This window comes from Prochlorococcus sp. G5PB11 (assembly GCF_059772425.1).
Genome location: NZ_CM186287.1, coordinates 1,477,018 through 1,503,929, shown reverse-complemented (window position 1 = coordinate 1,503,929; position 26,912 = coordinate 1,477,018). Strand labels below are relative to the sequence as shown.

The following is a 26,912-nucleotide window of genomic DNA, read 5'->3' as shown; positions in this document are numbered from 1 at the left end:
GAAATGGGAAAGTGGCTTGATCACACCGTGATAAGTGAAATTAATGCTCCAGTTGAACTAGTCTGGAAGTTTTGGAGTGACTTAGATTCGATGCCTTTGTGGATGACTTGGATCGAGTCTGTTAAAACAGTCGACGAAAAAACCTCCACACTTCCTGATTTAACGGAGTGGACGCTTGCAGCCAATGGCTTTCGTTTTAAATGGAAAGCTCAAATCACTGAAAGAGTAGAAGCAGAGAAATTGGAATGGAAATCAGTTGGAGGTTTACCTACTAAGGGTTCAGTAAGATTTTATAATGAAGAAATTGCTAAAACTGTAGTTAAATTAAAAATATCTTATGAATTACCTCAAGTTTTAGCAAATCTAATGAAAGCAAATATTCTTGGAGGAATGGTCACAAAAGAATTACAAAAAAATCTTGATGGGTTTAAAGAGCTCGTTGAAAAATCATCATAAATTCAATTAAATTTTAGTTTTAAACAAGCTTGCAACAAGCCTTCTAGATCATGAGGGGAAGCCTCTTTATCAGGTTTTCTAATGAGTTTTTTGCAGCTAATAGTTGTTTGAGGTCCAATAGAAACAATCTTAATCTTTTCAATTAATTTCAACCAACTTTCACCAAAGTATTTATTAAATAAGCGGACACTATTTATTACTGTTTTACCACTAGTAAAAGCAATAATATCTATTTCCCCACTATTCAAAGCGTCTATAGTCTTTCGAGGTATATCTTTAGGGCAGGAAGATTCATAAGCAGCTACTTCTGTAACCTTTGCTCCTTGTGATTTAAAAGAGTCAGACAATACTGATCTGCCTCCAGTCTGCACTCTGGGAATAAATAATTTTAAACCTTTGGGATTCTGAGGGAAATACTCAACCAAGCTATCTGCAACAAAGTGAGGAGGAACAAAGCTAATCTTTGCATCCATATCTGATAACAAAGAAGCTGTTTTTCTTCCGACAGCGGCGATTTGAATAGTGTTAGAAATTTTTGACAAAGACAAGTTGATTTGTTTCATTCTATCTTCAACATTTCGAACACCATTTGCGCTAGAAAAGATTATCCAGTCAAAGGTATTAATTTCCTTTAAGGCATCATCTAAAGGAGTCCAGTCAGCTGGAGGTCCGATCACTAATGAAGGAAGATCAAATACCTCAGCTCCATTTTTTAGAAAGATTTCACGAGCCTCTGAAGTCTGTTCTTGGGCTCGAGTAATAATTATCTTCCTTTCGGTTAAAGACATTTCTGTATGCTTCTTTCTAGGAAGTCTAAAGAATAACTATCCAGTTATTTAAATATTAATAAGGTTTTTCTTGAATACTAAATTGTTGATTAAGCAATTTTTAATCAGTAAATTCATTATTTGATGTTTTATCAATTTCCTTTTGAACAATTTTTGATTGCAAAATACGAGTTAAAATTTGTTTTTGTGCTTCCTCTATTTGACTAGGACTATAAGCTAAAGGAATAGAATTATGAATAGCTTTCTTGATTTTATCATACAAATATGGACATCCATATATTATTACACCAGATAATCTTTTCTCTATTTCTAAATTTTTTATCGCATCTACCCAATGATCATTATGATAATCTAAACCGATAAATGGTTTACCTCTTACAAAAAGCTGAATAAGAATTTTACTATTACCAAATAGCTCTAATTGTAAATATTTTTTATTAGTTTTTTGCCATGGACTGATACCAAGTGGATGTATAATTAAATTTTTAAACCCTACTGCCTTAGGTAGATCTAATGCAGGAAAAAATTTATTAGATATTTGATCAAAATTATCAATTTGTATAAGATTAATATCATTAACTTCAGCTTTTATAATACTTTCTTCTCTGATATAAATTGAATTTTTTATTATAGATTTACTAAATTTATAGGCATCCAATGAAAATTTATTTTTAATATCATCATTCCTCAATTCCTCTTGTTCTAAATGATTTTCATTACTAATTAAATCAAGTTGTTTCTTTCTTCTTTCTCTAGATATATGTAACCTTTCTAAAGAAATTTTTTCTGAATAAAAAGCATCAGTAAGAGAGTCAATTGCCTCATTTATATCTTTTGGCATCATAATCAAATCAATCCCTGCATCAAAAGCCAAGACTGCAGCCATGCCACTACTATATTTATTAGATATTGCATTCATAACTAACGCATCGCTGACGACCAAACCATCGTATTTTAATTTTGTACGTAATAAATCAGTAACCAATCTTTTTGAGAGCGTTGCAGGGTAAATAGGATCAATATTTGACAAAAGCAAATGTCCAATCATGATACTATTTATTCCTTGATTGATTAAAGACTTAAATGGAATTAACTCAAATTTTTCTAATTTATATAAATCTTTCTGTATCTCGGGCAAATCCAAGTGAGAGTCAACTTCGGAATTTCCATGCCCAGGAAAATGTTTCGCACAAGTCAATATTTTTGATCTAGAAACACCCCTAAGAAACGCACAAGTTAAACTTTTTACTGTTTCAGGTTCTTCTCCCCAAGCTCTTAGATTTATAACTGGATTATTTGAATTGTTATTGATATCACAAACTGGTGCTAACAACCAATTCAAACCAATATATTTTGCTTCTTTACCAGTAAAATAACCGATTTTCTCAGAAATAGAAATTGCTAGCTTATGATCTTTTTTATAAATCTGAGCGATACCCATTGGAGGAATAAACTTGGTTCCTCCATAAAATCTTTGACCAACACCTTCCTCAATGTCAGCGCATAAAAGAAGAGGCTTACCTGACCAGTTTTTTAAGACATTGCATCGAATTTCTAATTCTTTTATAGTTCCTCCTAAAAGAATAACTCCACCAACACCTTCTTCTAAAAGTCTCTTAAGATTTGAATTAGATTCTTCTAATTGAGGATATAAACGTTGGGAATCAAGATTAAATCCACTTGCTCTAACTATGAATAATTCAGCAACTTGTCTTCTAAGATCAGACTTATTCATCAAAAATATTTATTAATCTATAAGTCCTTACCTATATCTTTACTTTGACGCTCCATTTCTAATGAATTTAAAAGATCTAAAACTGCAGGGCCTTTTATCATACCTTTATCAATCTTAAAAACAAGCTCAGGGGACCGTCTCATTTGAAGCCTTCGAGCAAGCTCAGCACGAATAAATCGCTTTGCTTCCTCTAAACCAATAAGTACTTCAGCTTTTTTTTTCTCTTCGCCAAAAAGACTTATAAAAATTCTTGCATGCTGTAAGTCACCGGAGACCTCGACAGAGGTAATGGTGATCATAGCTTGATGAATTCTTTCATCTCTAACCCCATTAACTAAAAGTTCACTAACTTCCCTTTTTAGTAAAGCTGCTAATTTTTCTACCCTTCTTGAATTAGCCATAACTAAGTAATTGGTGCAGGGAAAGCCATAGCCTTTAATAAGAAAATTATTGTCAGAAGTCCACTTAACAGCGCCCCAACAAGAGCAATCGCTGTGATCGGATTACTACCTCGTTTAATTAATGGAGAAATTGCAGCAGCAAAAACCCCCAAAACTATTGTGATGAGATATTTGGGATATCGAGAAACATTAGAAAAAAACTCACCCATTTTTTACCACCAAAAGACTGAATTAATAGCTAATCTGCTAACCATTTGAAGAAAAATAGAATGTTGGTACTTCATCAATTTAGGCACTCACCTTATTGCTTGAAAGTAAGAATGGCTTTGGCTGCAAAAAAGCTTGAATATAGAACCGTAGAGATCACTCCAGCCATAGGGCAAATAGATGTCTTTCAGAAAACAGGGCAGAAAAAATTACCCGTGCTTTTTGATAAGGAAACAACAATCTATGACTCAAGTTCAATAATACGACACTTAGAGAAAATTGAAACAGTACCAAAATTAATTCCAGAGAGTCTAAAAGAAGCTTCTCAGGCCCAGATCATTGAGAATTGGGCAGATACAACTTTGGCAAAATCTATAAAAATTGTCTTTTTGGAAGAGCTTACGAAGAATCCAATACTGATTTCCTCTTTATTTGCCAACAAAATCTCGGATTCTATGCAAAAACTTCTTATGAATATTCCTACAAAGATTGTTAATCAGATTTCTGGATTAATCAACCAGAAAGAGAAAGAATCTCTAAAACAAAATCTTCAATATTTATCAAATTTAATTGATCAAGAAAACTTTCTTATTGGGGAAAAGCTTTCTATTGCTGATATTGCTGTAGCATCACACCTTTCACTTCTCAAATTTCCAAATTCATCTGGAGAAAGTCTAAAAGGCAAAGGCTGTCCTTTATATATAAACGATCCAAGTCTTCAAAATCTTTTTAACTGGAGAGACTTAATTGAAGATCAATTAGCAACAACTACTCATGATTAGTCTTTCTAAGTATTAATTTAGATTTCTCTGTTTTAATCGGCACAGAAATAATATTTTGTCCAGGTTGGTTGTAAATTGCTTGAAATTGTTCTCCACAAATATTAAATTCACTTGGAGTTATCTCATTGTTTTGGTTAGATCCACATTTCTTAAACTCAGTTAATGTTTCGACCTGGCTAACCCTGCTCAATTCTGGTGTATGCAAAATTTGTAAAATCAATTCATCAGTAATAAAAATATTTTTATCTATTTGTTCTTGAAGCCTTCCTATAATCTTTGTCTCTAGATACCTATCTTTTGTTAATTTAGCAAACTGACGATTGGGTGATTTAGGATCATTCTTTACTGATAAAAAACCACCACTATTTGTGCTCAATGCATAAGACTTAGTGTTGTATTCACGGTCAGCAATTACATTACCCGAGTTATTTTGAATGAAATTAGCTGAGTGATTAATAGGTTCTTGATTCTTATCACTTACTATCTCACTAGTAACATCCCATACCCCTTCAAACCAATCAGGGTAAATCAAATCATCTTTTAATTTTGGGCGCTTAATAGAAGAAGGAAAGCGCCAATCAGGCCAAATTAATTTGCGTTCAGAAAGCTTAGATGGTTGAAAATTATTTTTCTCCAGAATAGTTTCAGCAAGTGTAGAACCTGAGTAAGAAAAAAGAATTACAATAAAAATCAAAAAAAAGAAAAATTTCAGTCTCATGTCTGATCCGCTAATAAGAGAAATGGATAATTATGTTGTTTTGGTTCCAGGCGAAAGTGAACAATTCCTGAATAAAGAAGAAACTCTTTTATGGATTCAATCTTGGTTAAATAAATTCGATTCATTACCATTAGATCTTGCATGTAAGTCTTCAATAGCAGAAGCTGCTCAACATTTGCTTGATACAGCTTGCGACCTGGAAATCAAAACAGGTTTTACAATTCAGTGGTATGCCGTTCGGCTTGATTCTCCGGGTCAATAAGAATGCTTGGCAAATGTTCAGCAATCATAGTTGCGACCTCATATGAAGATTGGTCCTCAACTTCTATTCTCAAATCTGATTCACAATATATTGGTTTTCTAGATTCATAAATCTGACTAAAATTTTTAGCTAGATCATTCCCAGTTAATAATGGGCGTTTCTTTTTATCATTTTCCAATCTTTTAAGTGAACGTTTTAAATCAAGATCTAGCCAAATAACTATTCCTTGATGAAGAATGCCCCAGTTTTCAGGCAATGTAACTAAACCACCTCCAGTAGCAATTACAAGAGAATGATGTTGACTAATTTCTTTTAAAACTTTTTTTTCAACATCCCTAAAAACTTTCTCTCCATCTTTTTCAAAAATAGATGAAATAGACTGCTTAGAAGCTTTTTCTATAACATCATCAGTATCGACAAAAGCATAATTGATCATTTTTGCTAGAGCTGGTCCCGTCTGACTTTTGCCAGAGCCCATCATTCCTATCAAAAATATATTTCGACCACCTAACTTTTCTTTAAGAGTTTTAGGGGTTGATTTGAAGGACATAAAGACAGAAGTAACTAAAAGTTATTAAGATGTGATCTGATGTGAAAAATTTATGGAAGCAATCACATCTAAATTCCCCCATGGAGAGGGGAGAAGCTGTGTAATAAAAAGGCGAGCATGCTTTAGCGCAAGCCACCTATACAGGCTTCCTGAATTATCTGATGATGATAATTCAGCTTTGTTTGGCCCATGCTCCATATCTCCTGGCCACGGACATAATTACGAGTTAATCGTAACCATGGAAGGGGATCTTAATAAATATGGCATGGTCTTAAACCTCTCAGATGTAAAACATGCCATAAAAAAGGAAGTAACAAGTCAACTTGACTTTCGTTTTTTAAATGACACATGGCCAGAGTTTGACCTTTCTAAACCCGAAGGTTGCCTTCCCACAACTGAAAGTTTAGTTCGTATTATATGGGAGCGCCTTCAATCTCACTTACCACTCAAGTCTCTTCGCCTTTACGAAAACCCAAAACTCTGGGCTGACTATCAAGGAAATGCTATGGATGCTTATTTAACAGTTCAAACACACTTTTCAGCTGCGCATCGCTTAGCCAGAGAAGATCTACCTCAAACCGAAAACGAAAAAATTTTCGGAAAATGTGCTAGGCCTAATGGACATGGTCACAATTATTTATTAGATATAACTGTAAAAGGAAAGATTAATCCTAGAACCGGAATGATATGTGATTTATCTGCGTTAAATAGTTTAATTAATGATTTGGTTGTAGAGCCTTTTGATCATACCTTTTTAAATAAAGATATTCCTTATTTTGCAAATTGTGTTCCCACAGCTGAAAATATTGCATTGCATATTTCAGATAAATTAACAAATCCAATCAATGCGATTGGGGCAAATTTATATAAGATAAAACTACAAGAGAGTCCAAATAATGCAGCTGAGGTTTATGCAAACGTACCCGAATCAAAGATCGATACTAAAGACTCAAAGAATCAGATTGGTTTGCTGAGATAGTTGAAAAAAAATTGGGTTAAATTAGTTTTAGCTTCTAGTATTGATGGACGTATCGCATATCCTGAAGGAGGAAAAACACAATTAGGTCAGTCTGGTGATCGTTTAGTTCTAGAAGAATCACTTGCTTGGTCAGATGGGATTTTAATGGGAGGCCAAACGCTGAGGGATCATCAATCAATTTGTGTCATTAAAAATAAAAACTTATTAAAGCAAAGGACTTCAGAAGGAAAGAATGAACAGCCAATTGCTCTTATAGCCAGCAATCAAATAGATTTTCCAGCTAATTGGCTTTTTTTTAAACAACCACTTCAAAAATGGTTAATCCAAAAGCAAGATAAGAAAAATGAGATTATGCTTCCTAATGGATTCAATAAAAAAATAAATTTAAAATCTACATGGCGTGATTCTCTTGATGATTTATATCATAAAGGAATTGCGAAAATTGTATTACTAGGAGGCGCAAATCTTATTTCAGCTTTTCTTGTAGAGGATCTAATAGATGAATTACAAATTACTATTACTCCTGATCTTTTAGGAGGGGGATACTGCTGGGTTTCATCTGACTTAAGAAACCTAAATACAATCATGAATGAAAAAAATAACTGGATTCTAAAAGAAAGTAAAAAGCTTGGTAATAATGAATTACTTATCAGATATTTTAGAAATAATTTATCTTTAATATAGGTTTAATATAAAAGAAATGAACAATATCAAAATTAAATGGCATTCATCAATCCAAGAGATTCCTAAAATTATTTGGAATAATTTCTTAAAAGAAAATTCAACTCCTTTTTATAAGTGGGATTGGTTAAATGCATTAGAAAAATCAAAAAGTGTTAGTGCAAAATATGGATGGCAACCATTATTTCTCTCTGCGTGGAGTGAAAATAATTTAATTGCATGTGCACCTCTATATCTTAAATCTCATAGTTATGGAGAATTTATATTTGATCATCCCTTTGTTCAATTAGCTCAAGACATGAGACTTCAATATTATCCAAAGCTAATAGGGATGAGTCCACTAAGTCCAATAGAAGGTTATCGCTTTCTTTTTGCAGAAGGAGTTAATAACATAGATCTCACAAATATATTATTCTCTGAAATTGATAGATTTGCCAAACAAAATAGCATTTTAAGTTGTAATTTTTTATATGTAGATCCTAAATGGATGAAAATAGCTGAATCTCTAAATTGCGCTAAGTGGATCAACCAACAAAGTTTATTAAAATTGAATGAAGAAAATAGTTTTTCTGATTTTTTAAAAAAGTTTAATTCTAATCAACGTAGAAATATCAAGAGAGAAAGAGAAAGCATAAAAAAATGTGGAGTAAAAGTTGAGCCTGTTAGTGGATCACAAATAAATGTAATAAATTTAAAAAAAATGCATTATTTTTATGAGCTTCATTGTTCAAGATGGGGAGTATGGGGGAGTAAATACCTGACTGAGTCATTTTTCACTGAACTTACATCAGCAGACCTCAAAGAAAATATTGTTTTATTTGAAGCAAAAAAAGAAGGAATTGATAAAACTATTGGAATGTCATTATGTGTTAAAAACGAAAATATGCTTTGGGGGAGATATTGGGGTTCAGAAGAAAATATAGATAATTTACATTTTGAAGCTTGTTATTACTCTCCAATTGAGTGGGCAATAGCAAATCAAATCAAATATTTTGATCCTGGGGCGGGTGGGAGTCACAAAAAACGAAGAGGTTTTATTTCTAAACCCAATGCAAGTCTTCATAGATGGTATAACTCACCTATGGACTCACTAATTAGAGAATGGCTTCCAAAAGCCAATAAATTAATGCTTGATCAAATAAACGCTACAAACAATGAAGTACCTTTTAAGTTCGAAGAGCCAAAGCTATCAACTACATAGTAACTTCAGACAAATTACAGACTTAATCTTAATGACAGACAACAATTTGCTAGATTCTCCTGAGACAGATAAATCGCTTTCCACTGAGAAAGATGAAGTTGAGCCTAATGAAGACAAACCTTTCTTTGCTAAAGGGATTTTTAGTTATAAAGATAAGGGGACTCAAGGTGTTATTACTCTGTTTGGCTACGAACTAACAGCACCAGCAGGACTAAAAAATCCAGGGGTTGTTTATTTATCTTTTATTTTTGTAAATCTACTTATATTTTTAATCTTAAAAAGCTTTATTTCAGGATAAATTTTTGAAGAAAAAGCTAAAAATGTAATGATAAAAGATTACTTCTGTATCTTCTTTTTAATTTTTAAATTAAAGAAATGAAAAATCCAGATCCTCAAGAAGACTTAATTGACTCAATAAAGGTTTTAGACGATAAATTATCCAAGCGACAAATAAAGCTTGACCCAATTGGTTATTTCTTAATAAAAATTGAACCAAAAACAAATGAGTTAATACTTGAACATTATTTAAATGATATTGATCAAAAAGGCCGCGCTATTGATCCAGAGTCAGGTGAGACAATTGGTTGTAAAACAAAAAGTAGGAATCAACCAAGCAATATTTATAGAGGAAAAAGTGCAAAGCAATTAGGTATTCAAATCTCAGAGGGTCATGGTCCGTTCCCCATCAGTCATTTAGATCATGCCATTTACATTGGTCGTGAATTACAACGAGCAGAGCAATGCCTTATAAATGGGAAACAATATATTCAAGATTAAAATTAATAAATTCACAAGATAAAGCATTGATGTTCTATTATTATTATTTGAGAAATTTAAATCAAATGGGAATTTTATTTTACTTAGTTTTTGTTGGGGCAGGTCTTTCTGCAGCATTCTTGATTCAAAAAGCCCTTAAAGCTATTAAATTAATCTGAATCAATAAATCCCTCTTATTAGTACTTGACAATTAAAGTAGTTTATATTTAATACCGATTCAAGTATTTAAATGGTTCTAAAAATATAAAGAACATTGAAAATGATTTAGATTATTCAGCCTTTAAATGAATTACTCTTTAAGATAAATAAATAATTTTATCTATTCATATTCCACCTGCATGGGATCCTCAAGACTAAAAAGTCGACGACGCCAAGATTTGGGTTCAAAGTGGGCGAGAGTTGGTATAGCCATATTATCAACTGTAGGAATTATTGATACAGGATCAATAACATTGAACAAATGGGGATTAATAGGAAATCTAAACTGTCCAGGTGGATTAGGGGGGTGCGATAAAGTTTTAAATAGCCCTTGGGGAACTTTGATTCAAGCAAATAATTATTCTATTCCATTATCTTTAATGGGTTTAATCAGTTATTTTTTAATATTATTAATGGCAATATTCCCGTTAATACCGATTCTTAAAAATAAAAAAAATAGTATCTCAAAAATCGCATGGTGGGGATCTTTTTATATATCTACATCGACTTTTATTTTTAGTTTAATTTTAATCTCAATTATGATATTTAAAATTAAAGCTTTCTGCTTTTTCTGTCTTCTTTCTTGTCTTATATCAGTTTCACTTCTATTATTGAATGTGCTTGGAGGCGGATGGGAAGATTATGGAAAGTTATTTTTCAGGGGTTTTATTATGTCAGTAGCCGTTCTTATGGCAGGCCTGGTTTGGTCATCATCAGTTGATCCATCTACCCAGGAAGTCTCAAATAATATCCAAGGTACCCCACCTGCGGTAATCGCGTTAAGTTCTCCTGAAAAAATAAAACTCGCAGAACATCTTACAAAAGAAGGAGCAGTGATGTACAACGCATATTGGTGTCCACATTGCCATGATCAAAAAGAAATGTTTGGGAAAGAAGCTTCGGAAAAATTGAATTTAGTTGAATGTGCAAAAGATGGGTTCAATAACCAAAGAGAACTTTGCGAGGCTAAAGGTATAACAGGTTTCCCTTCTTGGGAAATTAATGGCTCAATTGATTCAGGAGTGAAAAGCCTTAAAGAATTAGCCGAACTAAGTAATTACAAGAACACTAAAGATTTTTAGTCATAACAGTAATTTCGCTAACTGGTCTTGTATGAATATTCTTTCCTTTTACTTGACGAGTATGACATTTCCAAAAAGGAACTGAATTAGGGTAATCATCTCTAAAATGCCCTCCTCTACTCTCTTTACGAAATAAGCAAGCCTCCAACATAAGCGAGCTAGACTTTTGTCGATTACTTAAATCAAGAAGCAAGTTAAGATCTCTCCTAGAAATTTCATCAAATCCATTAATTTCATCTTTTGACTGCGAAAAAACTAAATTTAATAAAGGCTCGTTTAAGAGATTTTCATGATCTCGTTTAACTTTTGAAAGAGCGGCAAACATTCCTTTTTGCGATCGATCCACTCCAGCTTCTCTCCAACATAATTGTCTGAGTTTTTCGATTTCTTTGGTTAAATAATTAGTTCCATCATTTCTAGAAAAGCGAAGGTTTTCTTTCTTAAAACTTGCATTACTTATTGATATAACTGGAGTTTCAACATCGTTTAATTCGATATTTCTCATTTGATTTGCAAAAACCAAACATTCCATTAATGAATTGCTTGCAAGCCTATTTGCACCATGAAGTCCTGTACACGCCACTTCACCTATCGCAAAAAGTCCTTTAATATTGGTTTGTGCCTTCAAGTTTGTAGCGACACCGCCCATCCAATAATGAGCCGATGGTGCAACGGGAATTAATTCTTTTAAAGGCTCTAGGCCAAGCTCTCTACACCTTTGAAAAATAGACGGAAAGCGTGCTTCTATATCCTCAACATCAATAGATTGCACATCGAGACCAATGTGATCAACTTTTTGCTTTTGCATAGCTTTAAACAATGCTCTGCTGACTTGATCCCTTGATGCAAGATCTTTCCCTTCAAGATGGTCGACAGGGCTCATTCCGAATGAGTCCACTAAAACCGCACCCTCTCCCCTTAATGCCTCAGAAATTAAAAACGAGGGCGCATCATTCAATTTCAGAGCAGTCGGGTGAAACTGAAAAAATTCGAGATCTTCTATTAGAGCTCCAGCCCTCCACGCCAAAGCAATTCCCTCACCTGCTGCTTGAGTTGGATTTGTTGTATTAGCAAATAAATGGCCACCGCCACCAGTAGCTAAAACAACTGCCTTTGATTTGATCCAACGTAAAGCTGGCCCATCTAAAACTTGTACCCCTAAACACCTTCCCTTCTCAACCCAAATCTGAGTAACTCTTATTCCTCTTTGATGCAAAACATTTTCTTTTTGTTCAACTTGCTCATTAAGGACATCAACCAATGCCTTTCCAGTTCTATCTTTGACATGAAGCACTCTTCTGTGAGTATGAGCAGCCTCAAGAGTTGTAGATAATTTTCCAGAGGTTCTATCAAATTCCATGCCTAGTTTCAAAAGCCTATCTACTAACCTCGGAGCACTTTCAACAAACATTTGAACTGCCTCAGGATCACAAAGGCCAGCCCCCGCTTTCATTGTATCCAATGCATGAACATCCACGCTATCTTCAATTCGAGTAACAGCAGCCATTCCTCCTTGTGCCCATCTACTTGAAGAGCGTTTACTGGTATTGCGATTTAACAGTAAGGTTTTCAAATTTGATGGTAATTCAAGAGAAGACATCAAACCCGCAGCGCCTGCTCCAATAACAATCACATCCCAATTAGTTGAGTAAATATCATGTTTATTAAATCCAGTATTTAAGTCCATAAAGTATTAATTTTCAGATCAATCCACTCAATTGAGGCTGAATTAATGTAGTCGCAAAAAATAATCCATCAACCCATAAGGTTGTTGTCAAAGCCGCACTAGATACAAGCCAAGCATCGGAAGAGAATGGCTCACTTTTTGATTTTTGATTCATCCAATTTGCAATCAAAATTATTAAAAGTGCTGCAACTAAAATTGCAAATAGAGAAAAAGGTTCCAATAATTGTTCCGCCGTGAAACTCAACATTTTGGAGGCTTCTGAAAAAGGTGCGTCAACAACTTCGGGCCAAGCCTTCATGACACCTGTCAAAACAATCATCACATCTGTAAAAGCAGTGCCTAGTAATGATGCCAAATAGAAACTAGCTCCTATTTCCCATCGAGTCTTTAAAAGACTTATTGCTATTGGAAAAGCTATTGATTCAACAGGCAAATGCCACACAGGATGTGCTCTTAACCATCCCCAAAAGAGACATCCTCCTAACCAGCTCCAACTCACACCAACCAATAGGGAACCTACAGAGGACCATCTATTACTACAAAATTTAAGTAAATAAAATCCAAGAAAAAATATGAGGAAACTAAATAAAAAAGCTGAAAAAGGAAACACATGAACCCATGGAGCCTGAACAAAAACCGGCAGGACAACCATTGTGCTAGCCCAAAACTGCAATGTCCTTGACTTTGAGAGATAGGACGTTTCTTTATTTATGGGATTGGTGGGTTTGTTTGAGTAAATCAGAATTAATAAAACTGAGTTGGTTTTCAGCTCAACCTTCTATGAATTTAGCTTCAAGTCGATACCCAAACCAAAATGTCTTCAGAATACAAATAAGAAAGTTAAAAGAAAAATTCAGAAAAACATTTTTATTTTAATGATCGCAATGCTTTTCAAGGCCTCTTTTCTTAATCATTAGAAAAAGAGATGATTCAAAAAAGCTTCTAGAGTACTTTTTGTTGAAAATTTACTTATATTAAAAATAAATTAATTGTTCAAGATCAATTAATTTTTTCATGCTACCCGAAAACTATAAAAGTGATTTCTCTTGTTTAGGATCATAAATGAACACAGTAATGGTAAATAAAAACAAAATAAAACCTGCTGTTGTTTCCTCTGTCGAAGAGGGTTCAATAGGTGAGGAGCTTGGATTTGAAGCGGGAGATCAATTAATTAGTATTAATGGTGTAAAACCAAGAGATCTTATTGATTACAAATTTCTCATTGCCGAAGAAAATATTCAACTAAAAATATTAGATGACAAAGGAATAACACACACAATTGATATTGAAAAAGATTATGACGACGGGTTAGGACTTGCTTTTACTGAGGCTTTATTTGATGGATTAAAACAATGTAATAATCAGTGTCCATTTTGTTTTATTGACCAACAGCCTTTAGGGAAAAGGAAAAGCTTATACCTTAAAGATGATGACTACAGGCTAAGTTTTTTATATGGTTCTTACTTAACACTTACAAATCTTTCCGAGCAAGACTGGTTAAGAATTGATCAACAAAGACTTACTCCTTTATTTGTCTCAGTGCATGCAACAGAACCTTCTTTAAGGTCGAAATTACTTAGAAATCCTAAAGCTATTGAACTTTTAGATCAGTTGGCTTGGTTCTCAGAAAAGAGAATACAAATTCATGCTCAAATTGTTGTTTGCCCTGAATTAAATGACGGGAAAGCTTTAACAAAAACCATTAATGATCTATTTAGTTTTGCACAAGGAGATTTTCCTGTAATCCTTTCAGCAGCAATAGTTCCAGTTGGGTTAACAAGATTCCGACCAAGTAATGATGGGCTAATACCTGTGAATTCTGTTTGTGCCACAAAAGTCATCAATCAAATTGAGCCATTGCAGAAGAAATTTTACAAATCAACGGGCTCCCGTTTTGCCTGGTTATCTGATGAATGGTATTTGATAGCAAAGAAACCGTTACCTAAGCTCAATTCTTATGAAGATTTACCTCAAAAAGAGAATGGAGTAGGAAGTATTCGCAGTTTTCTTAAAGCAATGGATGAAGCGACAAGAAATCTTCCCATTGAAATTCATGAAAAGAGAACATGCAGCTGGGTTGTTGGCAAACTCGTTGAAAATGAATTACAGAAACCTTGTAAGAGACTCAATAAAATAAATAATTTCACACTGCATCTTTACGGAATTCCAAGTCCTTATTGGGGTCAAGAACAAATAGTGACAGGACTTCTAACAGGTCTAGATCTGGTAAAAGGCCTGCAAGGAAAAGAATTAGGCGATGAATTACTTCTACCGTCAGTCATGTTAAAGCAAGGGGAAAAAATCTTTCTTGATGACATGACTCTTCAAGAGCTCTCTTCGTCACTTAATGTATCTATAAGAATTGTCCATGATGCAGACGACATCGTGAACAAAGCACTTTGTAAAGCATAATTGCTTTATTGAATCCATCTCAGTTTTTCTTATAACTATGAGGAGAGTGAAGAGAAAATTCCTAATCTTTGCCGGTTTATTTATATCTGGGATAAATCCTTTATGGGCCACAAGTTCGCAAAAAATAGTTTCTAAAATAAGGTTTCAAGAAGAATTAAGTAAAAATCAAAGCCACAAAACACAAGAGTTATTACATGAATTAAATTCACCTGAAGATCTTTTTAGGCCCTCTAGACCCCGCGAAGTACTAGTAAAAACCTATAAAAATGTAAATCTCAATCAGTTAGAAACTATTCTTATAAATAATAATCGAACTATAAAAATTTACTTAGAAAAAGTTGATCAAGCAAAATCAATATTAAAAAGTAAGTTATCCTCCTGGTACCCAACATTAAGCCTAACAGCGAATGGCCTTCCAAAATACTTTTCGTCTAATAATTACAATGAGTCAAATTTAATAAAAGACACTACTAGTAAACAATGGAGCTCATCTATTAATGCACAAATTAAATGGGATTTAATTAATCCTGCAAGAGTTCCCGAAATAGCATCAGCTAGAGATAGTTTTGAAAAGTCAAAATACACCTACTCTATAATTCTAAGAGATTTAAAATTAGAAGCTAAAAAGCGCTACTTTAATCTTCAAAAGGCAAATGAAGAAATAAAAGTTGCAAATAAATCTATTGAATCATCAACACTTGGATTAAGAGATGCAGAGATCAGATTTGAATCTGGTATTGGTACAAAATTAGAAGTTCTCGAAGCTAAAACACAATTAGCCAGAGATCAACAATTATTAAACATTAAATCAGGAGAGAAAAAAATTGGTCAAAGATCTCTTGCTGAAATACTTAATTTCCCAGAGGATGTCACACCTTTGATTGGTTCAAAGACCCAAGTATTAGGTGTATGGGACTTATCATTAGAAGATAGTATTATTGCAGCTTATGATGCACGTGAAGAACTTGAAAGTATCCTTTTAGATATTTCAATCAACAATAGCAATGCCAACGCTGCATTAGCTGCTGGCCAACCAAAATTAAGCTTAGTAAATACATTTACCTCTTCATTTGCAAAAGGTGAGTTAAATCAAGTTTCTCCAAACACTAGTAATAGATCCTCTAATCTTTCTAATACAATTGGGCTCAATGCTACATGGTTTATTTTTGATGGAGGTAATTCAAAATCTTTATACAAATACAATAAAAGCAAAGCAAAAGAAGCAAAGCTAAATTTTGCTTTACAAAGAGCTCAAATCAGAAAAGAAGTTGAAGAAGTTTTCTTCAAATTAGAATCGGCCAAACTAAATATATCTTCTTCTTATGTAGAAGTTTTATCTGCAAGAGAATCTCTAAGACTTGCCAAGCTTAGGTACAAAGCAGGTATTACGACACAGCGAGAAGTTGTAAATAACCAAAGAGATTTAACCGATTCCGAGGTTCGTTATATTATTTCTGTAACTAGCTATAACACTTTATTAGCTGATTTAAGTAGGCAAACTGGTTTAGATAACATCAAACCATGTGATATCAAAGTCAATCAAGAAAATTATAGAGATTTAGACAATAAATCAAATCTCTACGAATCGAACTTAATTCCTTTATGTCAGCTATAGCTTTTAACTGAATTACAATGAATCAAAACCCAATATCTACACCTCTGAGCAATGCTCAATTAATGTCAATTCATCACCTAGTTGATGAGGTGGGAAGACGCCAGCTTCAAGATTTTGGTCAAATCAACTCTGACATAAAGCCCGATGGAACACTGATTACAGAGTGTGATAGGTGGAGTGATAAAACAATAGTTCAAGGTCTAGCAAAAATTGCTCCAGGTGAGGGCGTCCTTAGTGAAGAAGGCAAGAAGTCAGTTCCTAGTTCAAATGAATATTGGGTAGTTGATCCGCTTGATGGCACAACTAATTTTGCAGCAGGCATACCATACTGGGCAATATCCATAGCGCGTTTCACCAATGGGGAACCTGAGACTGCCTTTCTTGACATACCAGCTCTAAAAAAAAGAATTTTTGCCATAAAAGGGAAGGGAGTTTGGCTGAATAAAAAACCACTGAAGCCTGAATCTCGTTTCAAAAAAAATAGTGACTGCATTTCTCTTTGTAGCCGGTCCATTAAGGTTTTACAAATGAAACCAGAACAGTCTTTCCCAGGGAAAATCAGATTACTGGGGGTTTCAAGTTTAAATATGACTAGTGTTGCTGTAGGTCAAACAATTGCTGCTTTGGAGGCAACACCAAAAATCTGGGATATTGCGGCTGCGTGGTTAATCCTCGAGGAACTTAATTGTCTCATCAATTGGTTGGGAACCAATCCGAAAGATATTAGCCCTGGGACAGATCTTACTTCTGTGAATTTCCCATTACTAACAGCATCATCTAAAGATCAATTGCTCAAGATGCTGCCCTGGGGTGCAGCATTAATTCAAGATAGTTAATGCAAAATAACCTTTTTATTTTTCAATCAACAATAAAATATATCCCACTAAAACAATCTATGAATTTAAATCTACCGATTCAACTAAGAAAAATCTCCTCCCTACCAAGTAGCGTAATAGTAAACATAAACACTCAAAAACCAAAGTGGTCTTGAACTACAGTCAAAAAACAAGATGGTTTTTTAGTAGCCTCTGGAAAGCTTATGAAAGATGGTCTAAATGTGATTGTGTCGATTTAAGCGCAGCATTTGCTTACTACACTCTGCAGTCATTTTTTCCAATATTACTGATATCTCTATCAGTTGCTTCATGGTTTTTAGGAAAACAGCAAGGCTTAGATCAACAAATTATTGCTTTGGCTGCTCAAGTTTTACCTCCTTCAGTTGTTGGTCTAGTTGATTCAACTTTAGTAAAATTAGTTAATCAAGGATTTGGCGCTGGAATACTTGGAGCAATGTTCTTAATGATCACTGCAGGCAATGCCTATCTAACATTACAAAGAGGAGCAGATAGATTATGGGAAGACGTTCTACCAGTTAAATCAAAACCTGATCCACTTAAAATTCAAGCATTTAGATTTATCCGAAACCGAATAGAAGCTTTTTTTGTGGTTCTCTTGGTAGGTTTTTTAATGGTCATAGATCAAATCAGTGCAAATATTCGAATGATCCCTGGCGCCGTTTTGGAAGAATTAGCAAACACAACTCCTTGGATTGGAAATGCGATGTCAAAAATACCGGTTCTTCAAGTGGGGCAATTCATACTCCCATTAATAGGTTTTTCAACGATGGCTCTACTTTTGCAGGGCTTACTTCCTAGTAGAAGAGTGCCTTTGAAACCACTAATACCAGGAGCTTTTATGATTGGAACCTTACTAACTATTTTAAATTTAGCGGTTAGTAGAAGTATCCTCTCTTTGGGGTCAAGATTTCAAGCTTATGGATTCATCGGAGGAGTCTTAGTATTGACTCTTTGGGTTTGGATGGTAGGTGTCATTATTTATTTTGGTCAGTGTTGGAGCGTTGTAATTGCAAGCATGCGTCGCAATCGATACGTTTAAACATCAATTAAACAAGCATCAAAATTTAAATTACAATATATAAGTAGATATCTTAAATACTCATGAACAAGCCATCTTCATTAATTTGGATGGTCTGTATTGTACTTCTCATTTTTCCTACACCAGCTGGAAAATTCATTATTGATTTAGCAGGCGGAATATTCATTTTGATTACATTAATACCACTATTATTAGCAGGGATAGGATGGTTTTCTTGGAAAAGAATCCAATCAAAAATACAAAAATGTGATTCTTGTGGCTCAAGCTTTTTAAATAATCAGAATATTTGTCCAATATGTGGAGCAAATATTAATAATAGAAAGGATATTCTCGAAAACATACCAGCAAGTGCAGCAACAATTGATATTAAATCGGAAGATATGAGTTTATAAAATTAGTCTAGTTTTATAAACGTAGAATTAATTTCATTAATCTCTTGTTCAACAACTTGCAGCAGTTCCTCGCAATGTTTAAGAAGTAAGTGACCTTTGACATAATTAATTTGAATTTTGTCTAGTGAAATATTGTCATCCTGTATATTTGTTAAAATGGATTCCAATTCAGAGATAGATTCTTCATAACTTAATTTCTTAATATCTTTTTTAAAAGCTTCTATAGTTTTTATGCTGGCAACTTTTTTTGACATTGATGATTTTTTAGTACCCTCACCTTCAGATTAAATAGAATCAAAAGGTATTATTTAATAATTTATATTTTACTATAATTGATACTATTAACCTCTGCATTGATTTTCCCATCTAAAAATTTAACCACGAGCTTATCTTTTGCCTTCACACTTTGTACACTATAAATCGAATTACCTTCCTCATCATTAATTAAAGCAAAACCTCTTTTCAACCATTTATCAGGGGACAATGCTTCGAAAAGCTGATATATATAATTTAGTTTTGCTCTTTGATTTTTTATGAATAGCTGAGGAGAATGAGATAGAAAAAAAGATTTTTTTGTATTTAAAAAATTCTTTTTGTTCTGAACACAAATTTTAAAATAGTTATTGAGAATTTTCTTATTTTGTAAAAATTTATTTTTTTCAATTTCTCTTGAAGGTAAGAGATCAACAATTGCAGCAGTTGGAGTAGCAGATCTATGGTCTGAGACAAGATCAGAAACTGTTAGATCATCTTCGTGGCCTATTCCTGTAACTACAGGAATAGGAAATTTTGCAATCTCTCTAGCAATAATTTCAGCATCAAACAACATTAAATCTTCTCTATTACCTCCTCCTCTACCAATAACTATCGCATCTAAAGCTAATTTATTTTTCCTCAATTTACTTAAAATTGTCTTTAGTTCAGATTCATTATTACCTTGAACTGGGATAGGAATTATATACAGTTTTGTCAAAGGCCATCTTTCCTTAGCAGTTCTAAGCATATCGGCCAATGCAGAGCTTGGAACACTTGTAAGAATTCCAATAGAATTTGGATATTTTGGTAATTTTCTTTTTAATAAATCATCTATCAAACCTTCTTTAATAAGCTTGGATTTAACTATTTCGAACTTCTTAAGAATAGTAGAAATACTTGCTCGAATATCAAAAACTTGTACAGATAATCTTGCTTGGGATTCCCAAAAATTTAATTTTCCAACAATAACAACTCCATCATCCTCCTTGGGTAGAAATTTTAAAGACTTGATTGTTGATGACCATGCAACTGCATCCACGCTTGACTTTCCATCAGTCAAAGTCAACCATAAATGACCTTTTTTTATTTGAGATTTAGAAACAGTCGCCTGAAGTATAAATTTCGGTGCGAATCCTCTAGATAATAATAAACCAATAGATTCATTTAATTCTTTAACACTATATGTAGGTAGAGATTGTTTGTGTGTTTTAAAATTAGTCAAACTATGAAAAATAAAAAACTAAGAATTAGTTTTTTCAGCCAATTCCCATCTGAGTTAAAATTCCCTGGCCAGTTAACAACTCTGTCGTCAATCCTATTAATATACCCATCATGGCCAATCGACCATTCCATATTTCCGCAAAGTTGACAAACCCATAACGAGGCTCGAAGTTATCTTTCATTTGTAAAGCAAATTCATACTAATAATACTAAAGAAATGCTCCAAATGAGAAAACAGAAAACTTAACTATTGAAATTAATTTATTTTTTAAAATTAATAACCTATCGAACATGTTTGGCTCCATCAACTGGATGATAGTCCTCGCCGGTTAGTTCCTCATAAATAATTGCTGGCAATCCAGTTTCAAACATAGTTTGCAGAGCTTCTTTCAAATAAGGATTCCATCCACCGGTACTAACTTCGCCATGGCGTACGGTCCAATCCCATGTTCCTTGTAGATCTCTGGGCATTCTTCCTTCTCTGTCCCGTCTAGCAACCAAATCAAGTGATTCTACCAACCCAACTTGAATAGGATCTTTGCCATAAGATGGTGTGAGACTTAGCTCAAGCCTCACTGGATCTTCCTTTAATAGTCTAAGACGAAACCGAGGAGGTAACTTCATATTTTTCAAAACTGCAGCGACTATGCGGGTTCGTTGTTCCAAAATTAAAACCTCGTTGAGAACTATTTAATGTCAAACCAAAAAATCTAATGAAAATTATTCAGAAGGCTTTTCAGATGATTGTGGATGATCAGTGTCCTTTGAAAAACGAACTGTGAGCAAATCTTCATCAGTGATGCAGCCATCTTCGTTTAACAGCTCAGGATGCACAGTAACCAAACCAGTTCTATCGTCACGTCTTTTTTGTGAAAATGAATTTTGAGTATTTAATGATTGACCAGAGAAAAACCCGTTCAGCATTATTCTTGCCGCTACTATCAACAAAATAAAAACTGAAAGGCCATAAAGAAAAGGTAAGAAATTGCTCAACATTTGCAAAATGAGAAATCAAAAAACTGAATAAATCATTAAAACTAAGTCTTGAACTCAATTTGGTTTCATAGACTTCTACACAATAAAGCAGATTAAGATTCTAAAGGAAATAAAGTTTGAATAGCAGTTCTTTAGTAAAAATCTACGGTAATCAAATTAGTGGATCTTTGAACTTCTAAATTGGCTATCATAAGACTTCAAATTAAAAACTAATCCCTTTCCAAAGATCATGCATGGATTAGATGCAAAGAGACTTTTAATAGGATACCTGAAATTAGAAAAACAAAAATATTTCAAAATTCTTGTTCTATTTGTACTTATTGTTTGTAATTTACGATTTAATACTCCGGTTTATTCTCGTGAAACTTTACAAGTAACCCCACAAAATCTAAACAAACAATCTTTCGTCTCAAAAGCATTACACCTCATTGGAAATGCAGTCGTCACTATAGAAACAGAGCGCAAAGTGTTGTCTTCTAATGAAAGGTTTTTACCACAAGGAATTTTAAATGATCAATATTTTGAACGTTTCTTTGGTCTAAGAGGACTTCAAGTTCCTCGATCTCGAATTGAAAGAGGTCAAGGTAGTGGAGTAATTTTTTCTGAAGAAGGTCTTGTCTTGACCAATGCACACGTAATAGAAAAAACTGACCAACTCATAGTTGGTTTATCAGATGGACGACGAGTGATTGGTAAAGTCGTCGGGGAAGATTCTTTAACGGATCTTGCAGTTATTAAACTTGAGGCAGAGGGTCCATGGCCGACTGCTCAATTGGGTAATTCTGATAATCTAAAAGTTGGTGATTGGGCAATTGCAGTTGGGAATCCTTTTGGACTTGAGAATACCGTAACCCTTGGAATAATTAGTAATCTAAATAGAGATGTTGCACAGCTTGGGATATCCGATAAAAGAATAGATCTGATACAAACTGATGCAGCCATTAATCCCGGTAATTCTGGAGGTCCATTATTGAATTCTTTGGGAGAAGTAATTGGCATAAATACTCTCGTTCGCTCAGGGCCAGGAGCAGGGTTAGGTTTTGCAATCCCAATAAATAGAGCTAGAAAAATCGCGCAAGACTTAATCACTAATGGAAGAGCAGAACATCCTATTATCGGAGTATCACTTTCAAGCAATATCAGGCAAAAAAGTAATTTTCTTTCCCAAAGAGAAAGTGGAGCAATTATTAAATATTTGATGCCAAATGGTCCTGCTGAAAAAGGTGGATTAAAAGTTAATGATCTAATAATCTCGATTAATAATGAAGAAATTTCAACTCCAGCGGATGTCGTAAAAAAAATCAATCAGAGTAATTTAAAGTCAAATTTAGAAATTAAAATACTTAGAAAAAATAGAGAGTCCATAAAACATATCAGACCAATTAATATTTTTGATCTGAAACCATAATGTTAAAAGTATTTTTAAGAATAATTATTTCTTTTTAATCTGTTTTTTCTTTCTCTGTTTTTCTCGATTAGCCAATCTTTTTCTCTCACGTTCTGCAAGTTTTAATTCTTTTTCTTTTTCCTTTTTTTCCTCAATTTTTTTCTCTTTAAAATATTGATAATCCCCTTCATATTTAATTAATTGACCATCCCTTATTTCAACAATTTTATTTGCAACTTTGGAAATAAAATATCGATCATGAGAAACTATTAATGCACTACCATTATAGTTGGACAATGCTTGCTCCAGCATTTGCTTTGAGGGAATATCTAAATGGTTTGTAGGTTCGTCAAGAATAAGCAAATTTGATGGCTTTATAATCATTAATGCCAAAGCCAACCTTGCTTTCTCTCCTCCACTTATTTGGCTTACCTCCTTGAAAACTGAATCATTAATTAAGCCAAAGCTACCTAATAATGATCTAACCTCTGTTTGAGTCCAGTTCGGTACGGATTGTGAAATTGTATCAATTACCGTCATTTCTAGTTCAAGAGCTTCAGCCTGGTTCTGTTCAAAGTAACTGGGAATAATGTTATATTTACCTATTGAAATAGATCCTTCTTCAGGTTCCTCCAAACCCATAATTAATCGTAGCAAAGTAGATTTTCCAGAACCATTTGGTCCTATAAATGCTATTCTTTCACCTGGCTGTACATCCAAAAAAGCTCCCAAAAATAAAATATTTTCGTCATAACTATGCGTTAAATCTTTAATACTTAATATATCCTTACCCGACCTTGGTGCGTCCATAAATTTAAAATTAGGTCCTTTCAATCTCTTCTCAGGAGCTTCTATCTTTTCAACTTTATCTAATAACTTTTCTCTACTTTTAGCCTGTGTACTTCTAGTAGCACTTGCTCTAAATCTTTCAATATATTCCTTTTGAACTTGCATATCCTTCTGCTGTTTCTCATATGCAACTTTTGTTGATTCCAATTCAAAATTTCTTTGTTGCAGATATGATGAATAGTTTCCAAGATAACTTTTAGATCGACCTCGCTCTGTATTCACAATTCTTGTACAAACTTTATCTAAAAAAGATCTATCATGGCTAACAATTACCATGGCAACTTTTTGATTAAGTAAATATGTTTCTAACCATTCAATAGTTTCTAGATCTAGGTGATTAGTTGGTTCATCCAATAACAATAAATCAGGACTTTGCAAGAGAATCTTTCCTAAAGCTATTCTCATCTGCCAGCCACCAGAAAAATCTCCTACTAATCTGTCTCCATCGTTTTGGTTGAAACCAATAGTTGGTAATAATTTCTCAACTTTCGATTCTAAATCGTACCCGCTCATTGATTCAAATTTGCTTTGAATAAAGCTTAATTCTTTAATTAATGAATCCAGATAATCTGAATCTTTGGCGGCTAATTCAGATTCCATATTATTTTGAATTAGTTTTTGACCATGAAGTAAATCAGATGCTTCTTTAAATGCCTCGAATAACTCTTCTCTAACAGTTCTTGCAAAATCAACATCAAATTCCTGTTTTAAATATGCAATCGATGGATCGCCTTCAGTAATCAACGATCCATCTGTTGCCTCTTCTAAGCCAGCAATAATTTTTAATTGCGTAGATTTACCTGCTCCGTTGACTCCAACTAAACCGATTCTTTCTCCATTTCTAATTTCCCAACTGACATCTTTCAAGACTTGTCCAGTTGGATATATCTTACTAATCTTTTCAAGTCGCAACACTACAACAAAACCTCAAGTGAATTACCTTTAATCATTTAGCTTTAAAAGATTCCAACTGATTTAAATTACATTACATAAGTAGGCCATGTTAAGACTCGAACAAATTACTGCTTTAGTACTTGCCGCTGCTCTTGCAATTCCTAGTTATTGGTTTTTTTGGACGATGGCAGGAGGAGGTGGCTATGAACGTAGAGAAATTAATGAAAATGGTAAAAATTCATTCACAACCCCTACTTCTTCCAAAAATTAATTACATTCCCCCCCTAGCCTTTATCAGCCATTGTTTAGTCTCTGAATCATCAATGGTAATCAAATATTCTTTTACCTCTTCAGAGGTAACTGGCAAATTCATTTCAATCCCAAAAGCACATATAGATTGCATAGCACCCTTCGGGTTTTGAAGGGCTTGACGAAAAAGTTCTTGTTTTTTCTTTGGATCAGCATTTATAAGCTTATAAAGCTCTGAAGCATTGCCACTCATAAAAAAACATTCACTAATTAAAAGAATATTCAATTATGCAGCTTTTGTCTCGCAATCATGAGATTCATTGCACATATCCAAATCACTTTCCTTTAGACCTAGTGCAGACGCGTCTTTCATGCTTCTAGCATCCATACAAAGGACTTTACGAAGTTGAGCAAAGTTCGCAGCATGAGATGACCTTCCTTCTTTGCTAGCTCCATATTCCGCTCTTTGCAAAACATGGTGCAAATGTGTCAATAAGTAAGAGCTGACAACAGCAGAAATTAGAACATCTCCATTCTTACCGTTACTACGACTCTTCCTTCTTTGTCTTTTTATAGCCCTTTTTTCAGCAACAACACTTGAAGAAAGAGGTTTAGATGTTTGTGGAAGAGATGGCTGAGACATGAAATACTCCTTTTAAATCGAAAAATTTAAGCAAAAGGTTGACAAGACAAAGCTGTCCAGATTGGCAAGTATCATACACAAGGATACTACCCTTACGTACAAGTGTACACTATTTACTACTTGGTAGTTCTTTGTACGCATGGCTACTCGTCAAAACTCATCTAACGGGAAGCAAAAATCGCCTCGCATACAAGTTGTACTCCCAGAAGATTTATGTGAAAGATTGTCAGAATTAGCCGTAAAAGAATCTAGAACTGTCAGCAATATGGCCAAAGTTTTAATTCAGGAAGGGGTTAAGCATCACGAATTGAAAGAAAGTTCAGTATCAAAAGAATTAGAAACTAAGAAAAATAAAACACAAAATTTTATCAATGCATTAGAAAAACAAAAAACACAAAGACTTAAAGGGATTCCAAAAAGATTAAGGTTTAAAATAAATTAGCTATTGAATTAATTAACATCAAGGATCAACTCTCAATCCATATAAAAGAGATTTATTTGCTCCGGTTATAAACTTCGAATTAACTTTTTTACCTAAGATATTCCACCAAGTTAAAGTTGCAAAAGCTAGTGCCTCTCGATGTTGAGACGGAATACCAATTTCATTTATTGGACGAACACAAACCCCGCAGCATTGTTTCTGGAGTTGTTTCATTAAAAATAAATTTTTGGTTCCACCTCCAGCAACCAAAAGTTCGATTAAACGTATCTTTCTAAACCTAAAAAGATTCTCTAAATCTTGAGAAATTATTGATACTGTAAATGTAGTTAGTGTTGATATTAAATCTTCTGTTGATAAATCACCCAATTGCTTTTTCCTTTTTTGTAAATCTTGACTACCAAATTGCTCTCGACCTGTGGATCTTGGAGGTTGGAGATGAAAGAAAGGTTCCCTCAACCACTTTTCGATAATATTTAATTTAGGTATCCCAAGAGATGCTAAAGATCCATTCTGATCAAACTCTAAAGATGAATGAGTACTTTCTTTAATAGCTAAATCAATTAAGGAGTTGGCCGGTCCACAATCCCAGCCCAAACACTCAGAAGTTTTATCAATTCCGCTCTTGGGAGGAATAATAGTAAGATTAGCTATTCCTCCAAGATTGAGAACTCCTCGCCATCCATATACCCTTCCAAATAACGCTTCATCCACTAACGCTACCAATGGGGCACCATGACCACCCGAAGCAATATCCTTGGATCTAAAATCAAAAATAACAACTTGATCTAAAATCTTTGCAAGTAAAGGTCCTAAAAGAATTTGAAGACTTCCTCCTCTTTTAGATTTCTTTACGCTTCTATGAAATAAAGTTTGTCCGTGACATCCAACAACCTCAGCAGTTGAATCAGGATCACAAGTCCTTGCAGCAAAAGCATTTAATTCAGTAATTTCTTCAGCCAGTTCAAACCAATCCTTACTATTCATTTTCAACCCTTGACCAACTTGTATTATTTTTTCTTTAGTCGAGGATGGATATTGATAAGAGCTGGTATTCAAAATTTCCCATTTCGGCTTTGAAGGATCACCTCTAAATTCAACTAAAACTGCATCTATACCATCAGCACTCGTACCACTCATTAAACCCAATACACGCATAA

35 protein-coding genes are annotated in these 26,912 nt (G+C 33.8%); 18 read left to right on the top strand and 17 right to left on the bottom strand.

Features of this window, described 5'->3' with window-relative positions; all coding sequences use genetic code 11:
* The first annotated feature begins 3 nt into the window (after positions 1–3).
* Positions 4–456 carry an SRPBCC family protein gene (locus AC6EI0_RS08740; protein WP_498520269.1) on the top strand — a complete coding sequence of 151 codons (453 nt, stop codon included), beginning with the start codon at positions 4–6 and terminating at the stop codon, positions 454–456.
* Between the two features lie 2 nt (positions 457–458).
* On the opposite strand, the gene AC6EI0_RS08735 is transcribed toward AC6EI0_RS08740, so the two are convergent.
* The 4 genes from AC6EI0_RS08735 to AC6EI0_RS08720 form a co-directional block, all read right to left on the bottom strand.
* The gene (locus tag AC6EI0_RS08735; RefSeq protein ID WP_498522174.1) at positions 459–1,244 is read right to left on the bottom strand and encodes a uroporphyrinogen-III synthase; all 786 of its coding nucleotides are present in this window, start codon (positions 1,242–1,244) and stop codon (positions 459–461) included.
* Positions 1,245–1,344: 100 nt separating this feature from the next.
* Positions 1,345–2,979 (bottom strand): glycoside hydrolase family 3 N-terminal domain-containing protein, encoded by a 1,635-nt coding sequence (locus AC6EI0_RS08730; RefSeq protein WP_498522173.1) that lies wholly within the window; start codon positions 2,977–2,979, stop codon positions 1,345–1,347.
* Between the two features lie 17 nt (positions 2,980–2,996).
* Positions 2,997–3,380 (bottom strand): 30S ribosome-binding factor RbfA, encoded by a 384-nt coding sequence (gene rbfA, locus AC6EI0_RS08725; protein ID WP_498522172.1) that lies wholly within the window; start codon positions 3,378–3,380, stop codon positions 2,997–2,999.
* A gap of 2 nt (positions 3,381–3,382) precedes the next feature.
* The gene (locus tag AC6EI0_RS08720; protein WP_498520265.1) at positions 3,383–3,589 is read right to left on the bottom strand and encodes a DUF751 family protein; all 207 of its coding nucleotides are present in this window, start codon (positions 3,587–3,589) and stop codon (positions 3,383–3,385) included.
* Between the two features lie 60 nt (positions 3,590–3,649).
* Between AC6EI0_RS08720 and AC6EI0_RS08715 the strand changes: the two genes are divergently transcribed.
* Positions 3,650–4,369, top strand: coding sequence for a glutathione S-transferase family protein (locus AC6EI0_RS08715; protein ID WP_498522171.1), 720 nt, complete (start codon positions 3,650–3,652; stop codon positions 4,367–4,369).
* Here AC6EI0_RS08715 and AC6EI0_RS08710 read toward each other — a convergent pair.
* Positions 4,356–5,063, bottom strand: coding sequence for a DUF6816 family protein (locus AC6EI0_RS08710; RefSeq protein ID WP_498522170.1), 708 nt, complete (start codon positions 5,061–5,063; stop codon positions 4,356–4,358). The genes AC6EI0_RS08715 and AC6EI0_RS08710 overlap by 14 nt on opposite strands.
* A 22-nt stretch (positions 5,064–5,085) precedes the next feature.
* On the opposite strand from AC6EI0_RS08710, the gene AC6EI0_RS08705 reads away from it, so the two are divergent.
* A complete protein-coding gene (locus tag AC6EI0_RS08705) occupies positions 5,086–5,349 on the top strand; it encodes a CRR7 family NDH-1 assembly protein (protein ID WP_498462002.1) in 264 nt (87 codons plus the stop codon).
* Here the strand turns inward: AC6EI0_RS08705 and AC6EI0_RS08700 are convergent.
* The gene (locus tag AC6EI0_RS08700; RefSeq protein ID WP_498522169.1) at positions 5,303–5,899 is read right to left on the bottom strand and encodes a shikimate kinase; all 597 of its coding nucleotides are present in this window, start codon (positions 5,897–5,899) and stop codon (positions 5,303–5,305) included. The genes AC6EI0_RS08705 and AC6EI0_RS08700 overlap by 47 nt on opposite strands.
* A gap of 52 nt (positions 5,900–5,951) precedes the next feature.
* On the opposite strand from AC6EI0_RS08700, the gene AC6EI0_RS08695 reads away from it, so the two are divergent.
* The 7 genes from AC6EI0_RS08695 to AC6EI0_RS08665 all read left to right on the top strand — a co-directional run bounded on the left by AC6EI0_RS08695 (position 5,952) and on the right by AC6EI0_RS08665 (position 10,817).
* Complete coding sequence (locus tag AC6EI0_RS08695; protein WP_498522168.1) at positions 5,952–6,878, top strand: 6-pyruvoyl trahydropterin synthase family protein; 927 nt, start codon at positions 5,952–5,954, stop codon at positions 6,876–6,878.
* The gene (locus tag AC6EI0_RS08690) at positions 6,879–7,562 is read left to right on the top strand and encodes a RibD family protein (RefSeq protein ID WP_498522167.1); all 684 of its coding nucleotides are present in this window, start codon (positions 6,879–6,881) and stop codon (positions 7,560–7,562) included.
* Between the two features lie 16 nt (positions 7,563–7,578).
* Complete coding sequence (locus tag AC6EI0_RS08685; RefSeq protein WP_498522166.1) at positions 7,579–8,760, top strand: GNAT family N-acetyltransferase; 1,182 nt, start codon at positions 7,579–7,581, stop codon at positions 8,758–8,760.
* A gap of 31 nt (positions 8,761–8,791) precedes the next feature.
* Positions 8,792–9,058 carry a hypothetical protein gene (locus AC6EI0_RS08680; protein WP_498522165.1) on the top strand — a complete coding sequence of 89 codons (267 nt, stop codon included), beginning with the start codon at positions 8,792–8,794 and terminating at the stop codon, positions 9,056–9,058.
* Between the two features lie 77 nt (positions 9,059–9,135).
* Positions 9,136–9,537 carry a DUF4346 domain-containing protein gene (locus AC6EI0_RS08675; RefSeq protein ID WP_498522164.1) on the top strand — a complete coding sequence of 134 codons (402 nt, stop codon included), beginning with the start codon at positions 9,136–9,138 and terminating at the stop codon, positions 9,535–9,537.
* Positions 9,501–9,695 (top strand): cytochrome b6-f complex subunit PetL, encoded by a 195-nt coding sequence (petL, locus tag AC6EI0_RS08670; protein WP_498522163.1) that lies wholly within the window; start codon positions 9,501–9,503, stop codon positions 9,693–9,695. Before AC6EI0_RS08675 ends, petL begins: the two co-directional genes overlap by 37 nt.
* Before the next feature lie 180 nt (positions 9,696–9,875).
* Positions 9,876–10,817 carry a vitamin K epoxide reductase family protein gene (locus AC6EI0_RS08665; protein ID WP_498522162.1) on the top strand — a complete coding sequence of 314 codons (942 nt, stop codon included), beginning with the start codon at positions 9,876–9,878 and terminating at the stop codon, positions 10,815–10,817.
* On the opposite strand, the gene nadB is transcribed toward AC6EI0_RS08665, so the two are convergent.
* Complete coding sequence (gene nadB / locus AC6EI0_RS08660; protein ID WP_498522161.1) at positions 10,804–12,504, bottom strand: L-aspartate oxidase; 1,701 nt, start codon at positions 12,502–12,504, stop codon at positions 10,804–10,806. The two genes, AC6EI0_RS08665 and nadB, sit on opposite strands and share 14 nt — an antisense overlap.
* A gap of 13 nt (positions 12,505–12,517) precedes the next feature.
* Entirely contained in the window at positions 12,518–13,156 is a 639-nt protein-coding gene (locus tag AC6EI0_RS08655) for a DUF3120 domain-containing protein (RefSeq protein ID WP_498522160.1), read from the bottom strand.
* Between the two features lie 410 nt (positions 13,157–13,566).
* Between AC6EI0_RS08655 and AC6EI0_RS08650 the strand changes: the two genes are divergently transcribed.
* The 5 genes from AC6EI0_RS08650 to AC6EI0_RS08630 all read left to right on the top strand — a co-directional run bounded on the left by AC6EI0_RS08650 (position 13,567) and on the right by AC6EI0_RS08630 (position 18,819).
* Complete coding sequence (locus tag AC6EI0_RS08650) at positions 13,567–14,916, top strand: TIGR03279 family radical SAM protein (RefSeq protein WP_498522159.1); 1,350 nt, start codon at positions 13,567–13,569, stop codon at positions 14,914–14,916.
* A 37-nt stretch (positions 14,917–14,953) separates the two neighbouring features.
* Positions 14,954–16,531 carry a TolC family protein gene (locus tag AC6EI0_RS08645; protein ID WP_498522158.1) on the top strand — a complete coding sequence of 526 codons (1,578 nt, stop codon included), beginning with the start codon at positions 14,954–14,956 and terminating at the stop codon, positions 16,529–16,531.
* A gap of 17 nt (positions 16,532–16,548) precedes the next feature.
* Positions 16,549–17,367, top strand: coding sequence for an inositol monophosphatase family protein (locus AC6EI0_RS08640; RefSeq protein ID WP_498522157.1), 819 nt, complete (start codon positions 16,549–16,551; stop codon positions 17,365–17,367).
* Positions 17,368–17,518: 151 nt separating this feature from the next.
* Positions 17,519–18,427, top strand: a complete 909-nt coding sequence (locus tag AC6EI0_RS08635) for a YihY/virulence factor BrkB family protein (RefSeq protein WP_498522156.1) — start codon at positions 17,519–17,521, stop codon at positions 18,425–18,427.
* A 62-nt stretch (positions 18,428–18,489) separates the two neighbouring features.
* Positions 18,490–18,819: a hypothetical protein gene (locus tag AC6EI0_RS08630; RefSeq protein ID WP_498522155.1), complete on the top strand. Its 330-nt coding sequence runs from the start codon at positions 18,490–18,492 to the stop codon at positions 18,817–18,819.
* Positions 18,820–18,821: 2 nt separating this feature from the next.
* Here the strand turns inward: AC6EI0_RS08630 and xseB are convergent, their stop codons facing one another.
* The 5 genes from xseB to AC6EI0_RS08605 all read right to left on the bottom strand — a co-directional run bounded on the left by xseB (position 18,822) and on the right by AC6EI0_RS08605 (position 21,291).
* Entirely contained in the window at positions 18,822–19,073 is a 252-nt protein-coding gene (gene xseB, locus AC6EI0_RS08625; protein ID WP_498520247.1) for an exodeoxyribonuclease VII small subunit, read from the bottom strand.
* A 62-nt stretch (positions 19,074–19,135) separates the two neighbouring features.
* The gene (gene xseA, locus AC6EI0_RS08620) at positions 19,136–20,296 is read right to left on the bottom strand and encodes an exodeoxyribonuclease VII large subunit (RefSeq protein WP_498522154.1); all 1,161 of its coding nucleotides are present in this window, start codon (positions 20,294–20,296) and stop codon (positions 19,136–19,138) included.
* Positions 20,297–20,330: 34 nt separating this feature from the next.
* Entirely contained in the window at positions 20,331–20,477 is a 147-nt protein-coding gene (locus AC6EI0_RS08615; RefSeq protein ID WP_011294091.1) for a CAB/ELIP/HLIP family chlorophyll-binding protein, read from the bottom strand.
* 100 nt (positions 20,478–20,577) lie between these two features.
* Positions 20,578–20,961, bottom strand: coding sequence for a DUF8663 family protein (locus tag AC6EI0_RS08610; RefSeq protein ID WP_498461984.1), 384 nt, complete (start codon positions 20,959–20,961; stop codon positions 20,578–20,580).
* Positions 20,962–21,015: 54 nt separating this feature from the next.
* On the bottom strand, positions 21,016–21,291 hold the full coding sequence (locus AC6EI0_RS08605; RefSeq protein ID WP_498461983.1) for a DUF2973 domain-containing protein: 276 nt from the start codon (positions 21,289–21,291) through the stop codon (positions 21,016–21,018).
* A 229-nt stretch (positions 21,292–21,520) separates the two neighbouring features.
* Between AC6EI0_RS08605 and AC6EI0_RS08600 the strand changes: the two genes are divergently transcribed.
* Positions 21,521–22,699 (top strand): trypsin-like peptidase domain-containing protein, encoded by a 1,179-nt coding sequence (locus AC6EI0_RS08600; protein WP_498522153.1) that lies wholly within the window; start codon positions 21,521–21,523, stop codon positions 22,697–22,699.
* Between the two features lie 24 nt (positions 22,700–22,723).
* Here AC6EI0_RS08600 and abc-f read toward each other — a convergent pair whose 3' ends face one another.
* Positions 22,724–24,442 (bottom strand): ribosomal protection-like ABC-F family protein, encoded by a 1,719-nt coding sequence (abc-f, locus tag AC6EI0_RS08595; protein WP_498522152.1) that lies wholly within the window; start codon positions 24,440–24,442, stop codon positions 22,724–22,726.
* 85 nt (positions 24,443–24,527) lie between these two features.
* Between abc-f and AC6EI0_RS08590 the strand changes: the two genes are divergently transcribed.
* Positions 24,528–24,692 carry a hypothetical protein gene (locus AC6EI0_RS08590; RefSeq protein ID WP_498522151.1) on the top strand — a complete coding sequence of 55 codons (165 nt, stop codon included), beginning with the start codon at positions 24,528–24,530 and terminating at the stop codon, positions 24,690–24,692.
* On the opposite strand, the gene AC6EI0_RS08585 is transcribed toward AC6EI0_RS08590, so the two are convergent.
* Both AC6EI0_RS08585 and AC6EI0_RS08580 read right to left on the bottom strand, forming a co-directional pair.
* Entirely contained in the window at positions 24,693–24,923 is a 231-nt protein-coding gene (locus tag AC6EI0_RS08585) for a DUF8665 family protein (RefSeq protein ID WP_498522150.1), read from the bottom strand.
* A 33-nt stretch (positions 24,924–24,956) separates the two neighbouring features.
* Complete coding sequence (locus AC6EI0_RS08580) at positions 24,957–25,313, bottom strand: DUF8682 family protein (protein WP_498522149.1); 357 nt, start codon at positions 25,311–25,313, stop codon at positions 24,957–24,959.
* Positions 25,314–25,452: 139 nt separating this feature from the next.
* Here AC6EI0_RS08580 and AC6EI0_RS08575 point away from each other — a divergent pair, with 139 nt between their 5' ends.
* Positions 25,453–25,755: a ribbon-helix-helix domain-containing protein gene (locus AC6EI0_RS08575; protein ID WP_498522148.1), complete on the top strand. Its 303-nt coding sequence runs from the start codon at positions 25,453–25,455 to the stop codon at positions 25,753–25,755.
* Between the two features lie 18 nt (positions 25,756–25,773).
* Here AC6EI0_RS08575 and AC6EI0_RS08570 read toward each other — a convergent pair whose 3' ends face one another.
* Positions 25,774–26,910 carry an anhydro-N-acetylmuramic acid kinase gene (locus tag AC6EI0_RS08570; RefSeq protein ID WP_498522147.1) on the bottom strand — a complete coding sequence of 379 codons (1,137 nt, stop codon included), beginning with the start codon at positions 26,908–26,910 and terminating at the stop codon, positions 25,774–25,776.
* Positions 26,911–26,912: the final 2 nt, after the last annotated feature.

Coding starts and splice junctions, on each gene's coding strand:
- AC6EI0_RS08650 (WP_498522159.1), top strand. CDS start 13,567: ATGAACACAGTAATGGTAAATAAAAACAAAATAAAACCTGCTGTTGTT.
- AC6EI0_RS08605 (WP_498461983.1), bottom strand. CDS start 21,291: ATGTTGAGCAATTTCTTACCTTTTCTTTATGGCCTTTCAGTTTTTATT.
- AC6EI0_RS08645 (WP_498522158.1), top strand. CDS start 14,954: ATGAGGAGAGTGAAGAGAAAATTCCTAATCTTTGCCGGTTTATTTATA.
- AC6EI0_RS08580 (WP_498522149.1), bottom strand. CDS start 25,313: ATGTCTCAGCCATCTCTTCCACAAACATCTAAACCTCTTTCTTCAAGT.
- AC6EI0_RS08740 (WP_498520269.1), top strand. CDS start 4: ATGGGAAAGTGGCTTGATCACACCGTGATAAGTGAAATTAATGCTCCA.
- AC6EI0_RS08665 (WP_498522162.1), top strand. CDS start 9,876: ATGGGATCCTCAAGACTAAAAAGTCGACGACGCCAAGATTTGGGTTCA.
- AC6EI0_RS08570 (WP_498522147.1), bottom strand. CDS start 26,910: ATGCGTGTATTGGGTTTAATGAGTGGTACGAGTGCTGATGGTATAGAT.
- AC6EI0_RS08675 (WP_498522164.1), top strand. CDS start 9,136: ATGAAAAATCCAGATCCTCAAGAAGACTTAATTGACTCAATAAAGGTT.
- AC6EI0_RS08685 (WP_498522166.1), top strand. CDS start 7,579: ATGAACAATATCAAAATTAAATGGCATTCATCAATCCAAGAGATTCCT.
- AC6EI0_RS08715 (WP_498522171.1), top strand. CDS start 3,650: ATGTTGGTACTTCATCAATTTAGGCACTCACCTTATTGCTTGAAAGTA.
- AC6EI0_RS08720 (WP_498520265.1), bottom strand. CDS start 3,589: ATGGGTGAGTTTTTTTCTAATGTTTCTCGATATCCCAAATATCTCATC.
- AC6EI0_RS08735 (WP_498522174.1), bottom strand. CDS start 1,244: ATGTCTTTAACCGAAAGGAAGATAATTATTACTCGAGCCCAAGAACAG.
- xseB (WP_498520247.1), bottom strand. CDS start 19,073: ATGTCAAAAAAAGTTGCCAGCATAAAAACTATAGAAGCTTTTAAAAAA.
- AC6EI0_RS08575 (WP_498522148.1), top strand. CDS start 25,453: ATGGCTACTCGTCAAAACTCATCTAACGGGAAGCAAAAATCGCCTCGC.
- AC6EI0_RS08630 (WP_498522155.1), top strand. CDS start 18,490: ATGAACAAGCCATCTTCATTAATTTGGATGGTCTGTATTGTACTTCTC.
- AC6EI0_RS08600 (WP_498522153.1), top strand. CDS start 21,521: ATGCATGGATTAGATGCAAAGAGACTTTTAATAGGATACCTGAAATTA.
- AC6EI0_RS08680 (WP_498522165.1), top strand. CDS start 8,792: ATGACAGACAACAATTTGCTAGATTCTCCTGAGACAGATAAATCGCTT.
- petL (WP_498522163.1), top strand. CDS start 9,501: ATGCCTTATAAATGGGAAACAATATATTCAAGATTAAAATTAATAAAT.
- rbfA (WP_498522172.1), bottom strand. CDS start 3,380: ATGGCTAATTCAAGAAGGGTAGAAAAATTAGCAGCTTTACTAAAAAGG.
- AC6EI0_RS08615 (WP_011294091.1), bottom strand. CDS start 20,477: ATGAAAGATAACTTCGAGCCTCGTTATGGGTTTGTCAACTTTGCGGAA.
- AC6EI0_RS08590 (WP_498522151.1), top strand. CDS start 24,528: ATGTTAAGACTCGAACAAATTACTGCTTTAGTACTTGCCGCTGCTCTT.
- AC6EI0_RS08585 (WP_498522150.1), bottom strand. CDS start 24,923: ATGAGTGGCAATGCTTCAGAGCTTTATAAGCTTATAAATGCTGATCCA.
- nadB (WP_498522161.1), bottom strand. CDS start 12,504: ATGGACTTAAATACTGGATTTAATAAACATGATATTTACTCAACTAAT.
- AC6EI0_RS08655 (WP_498522160.1), bottom strand. CDS start 13,156: ATGGTTGTCCTGCCGGTTTTTGTTCAGGCTCCATGGGTTCATGTGTTT.
- AC6EI0_RS08700 (WP_498522169.1), bottom strand. CDS start 5,899: ATGTCCTTCAAATCAACCCCTAAAACTCTTAAAGAAAAGTTAGGTGGT.
- AC6EI0_RS08695 (WP_498522168.1), top strand. CDS start 5,952: ATGGAAGCAATCACATCTAAATTCCCCCATGGAGAGGGGAGAAGCTGT.
- AC6EI0_RS08730 (WP_498522173.1), bottom strand. CDS start 2,979: ATGAATAAGTCTGATCTTAGAAGACAAGTTGCTGAATTATTCATAGTT.
- AC6EI0_RS08705 (WP_498462002.1), top strand. CDS start 5,086: ATGTCTGATCCGCTAATAAGAGAAATGGATAATTATGTTGTTTTGGTT.
- AC6EI0_RS08640 (WP_498522157.1), top strand. CDS start 16,549: ATGAATCAAAACCCAATATCTACACCTCTGAGCAATGCTCAATTAATG.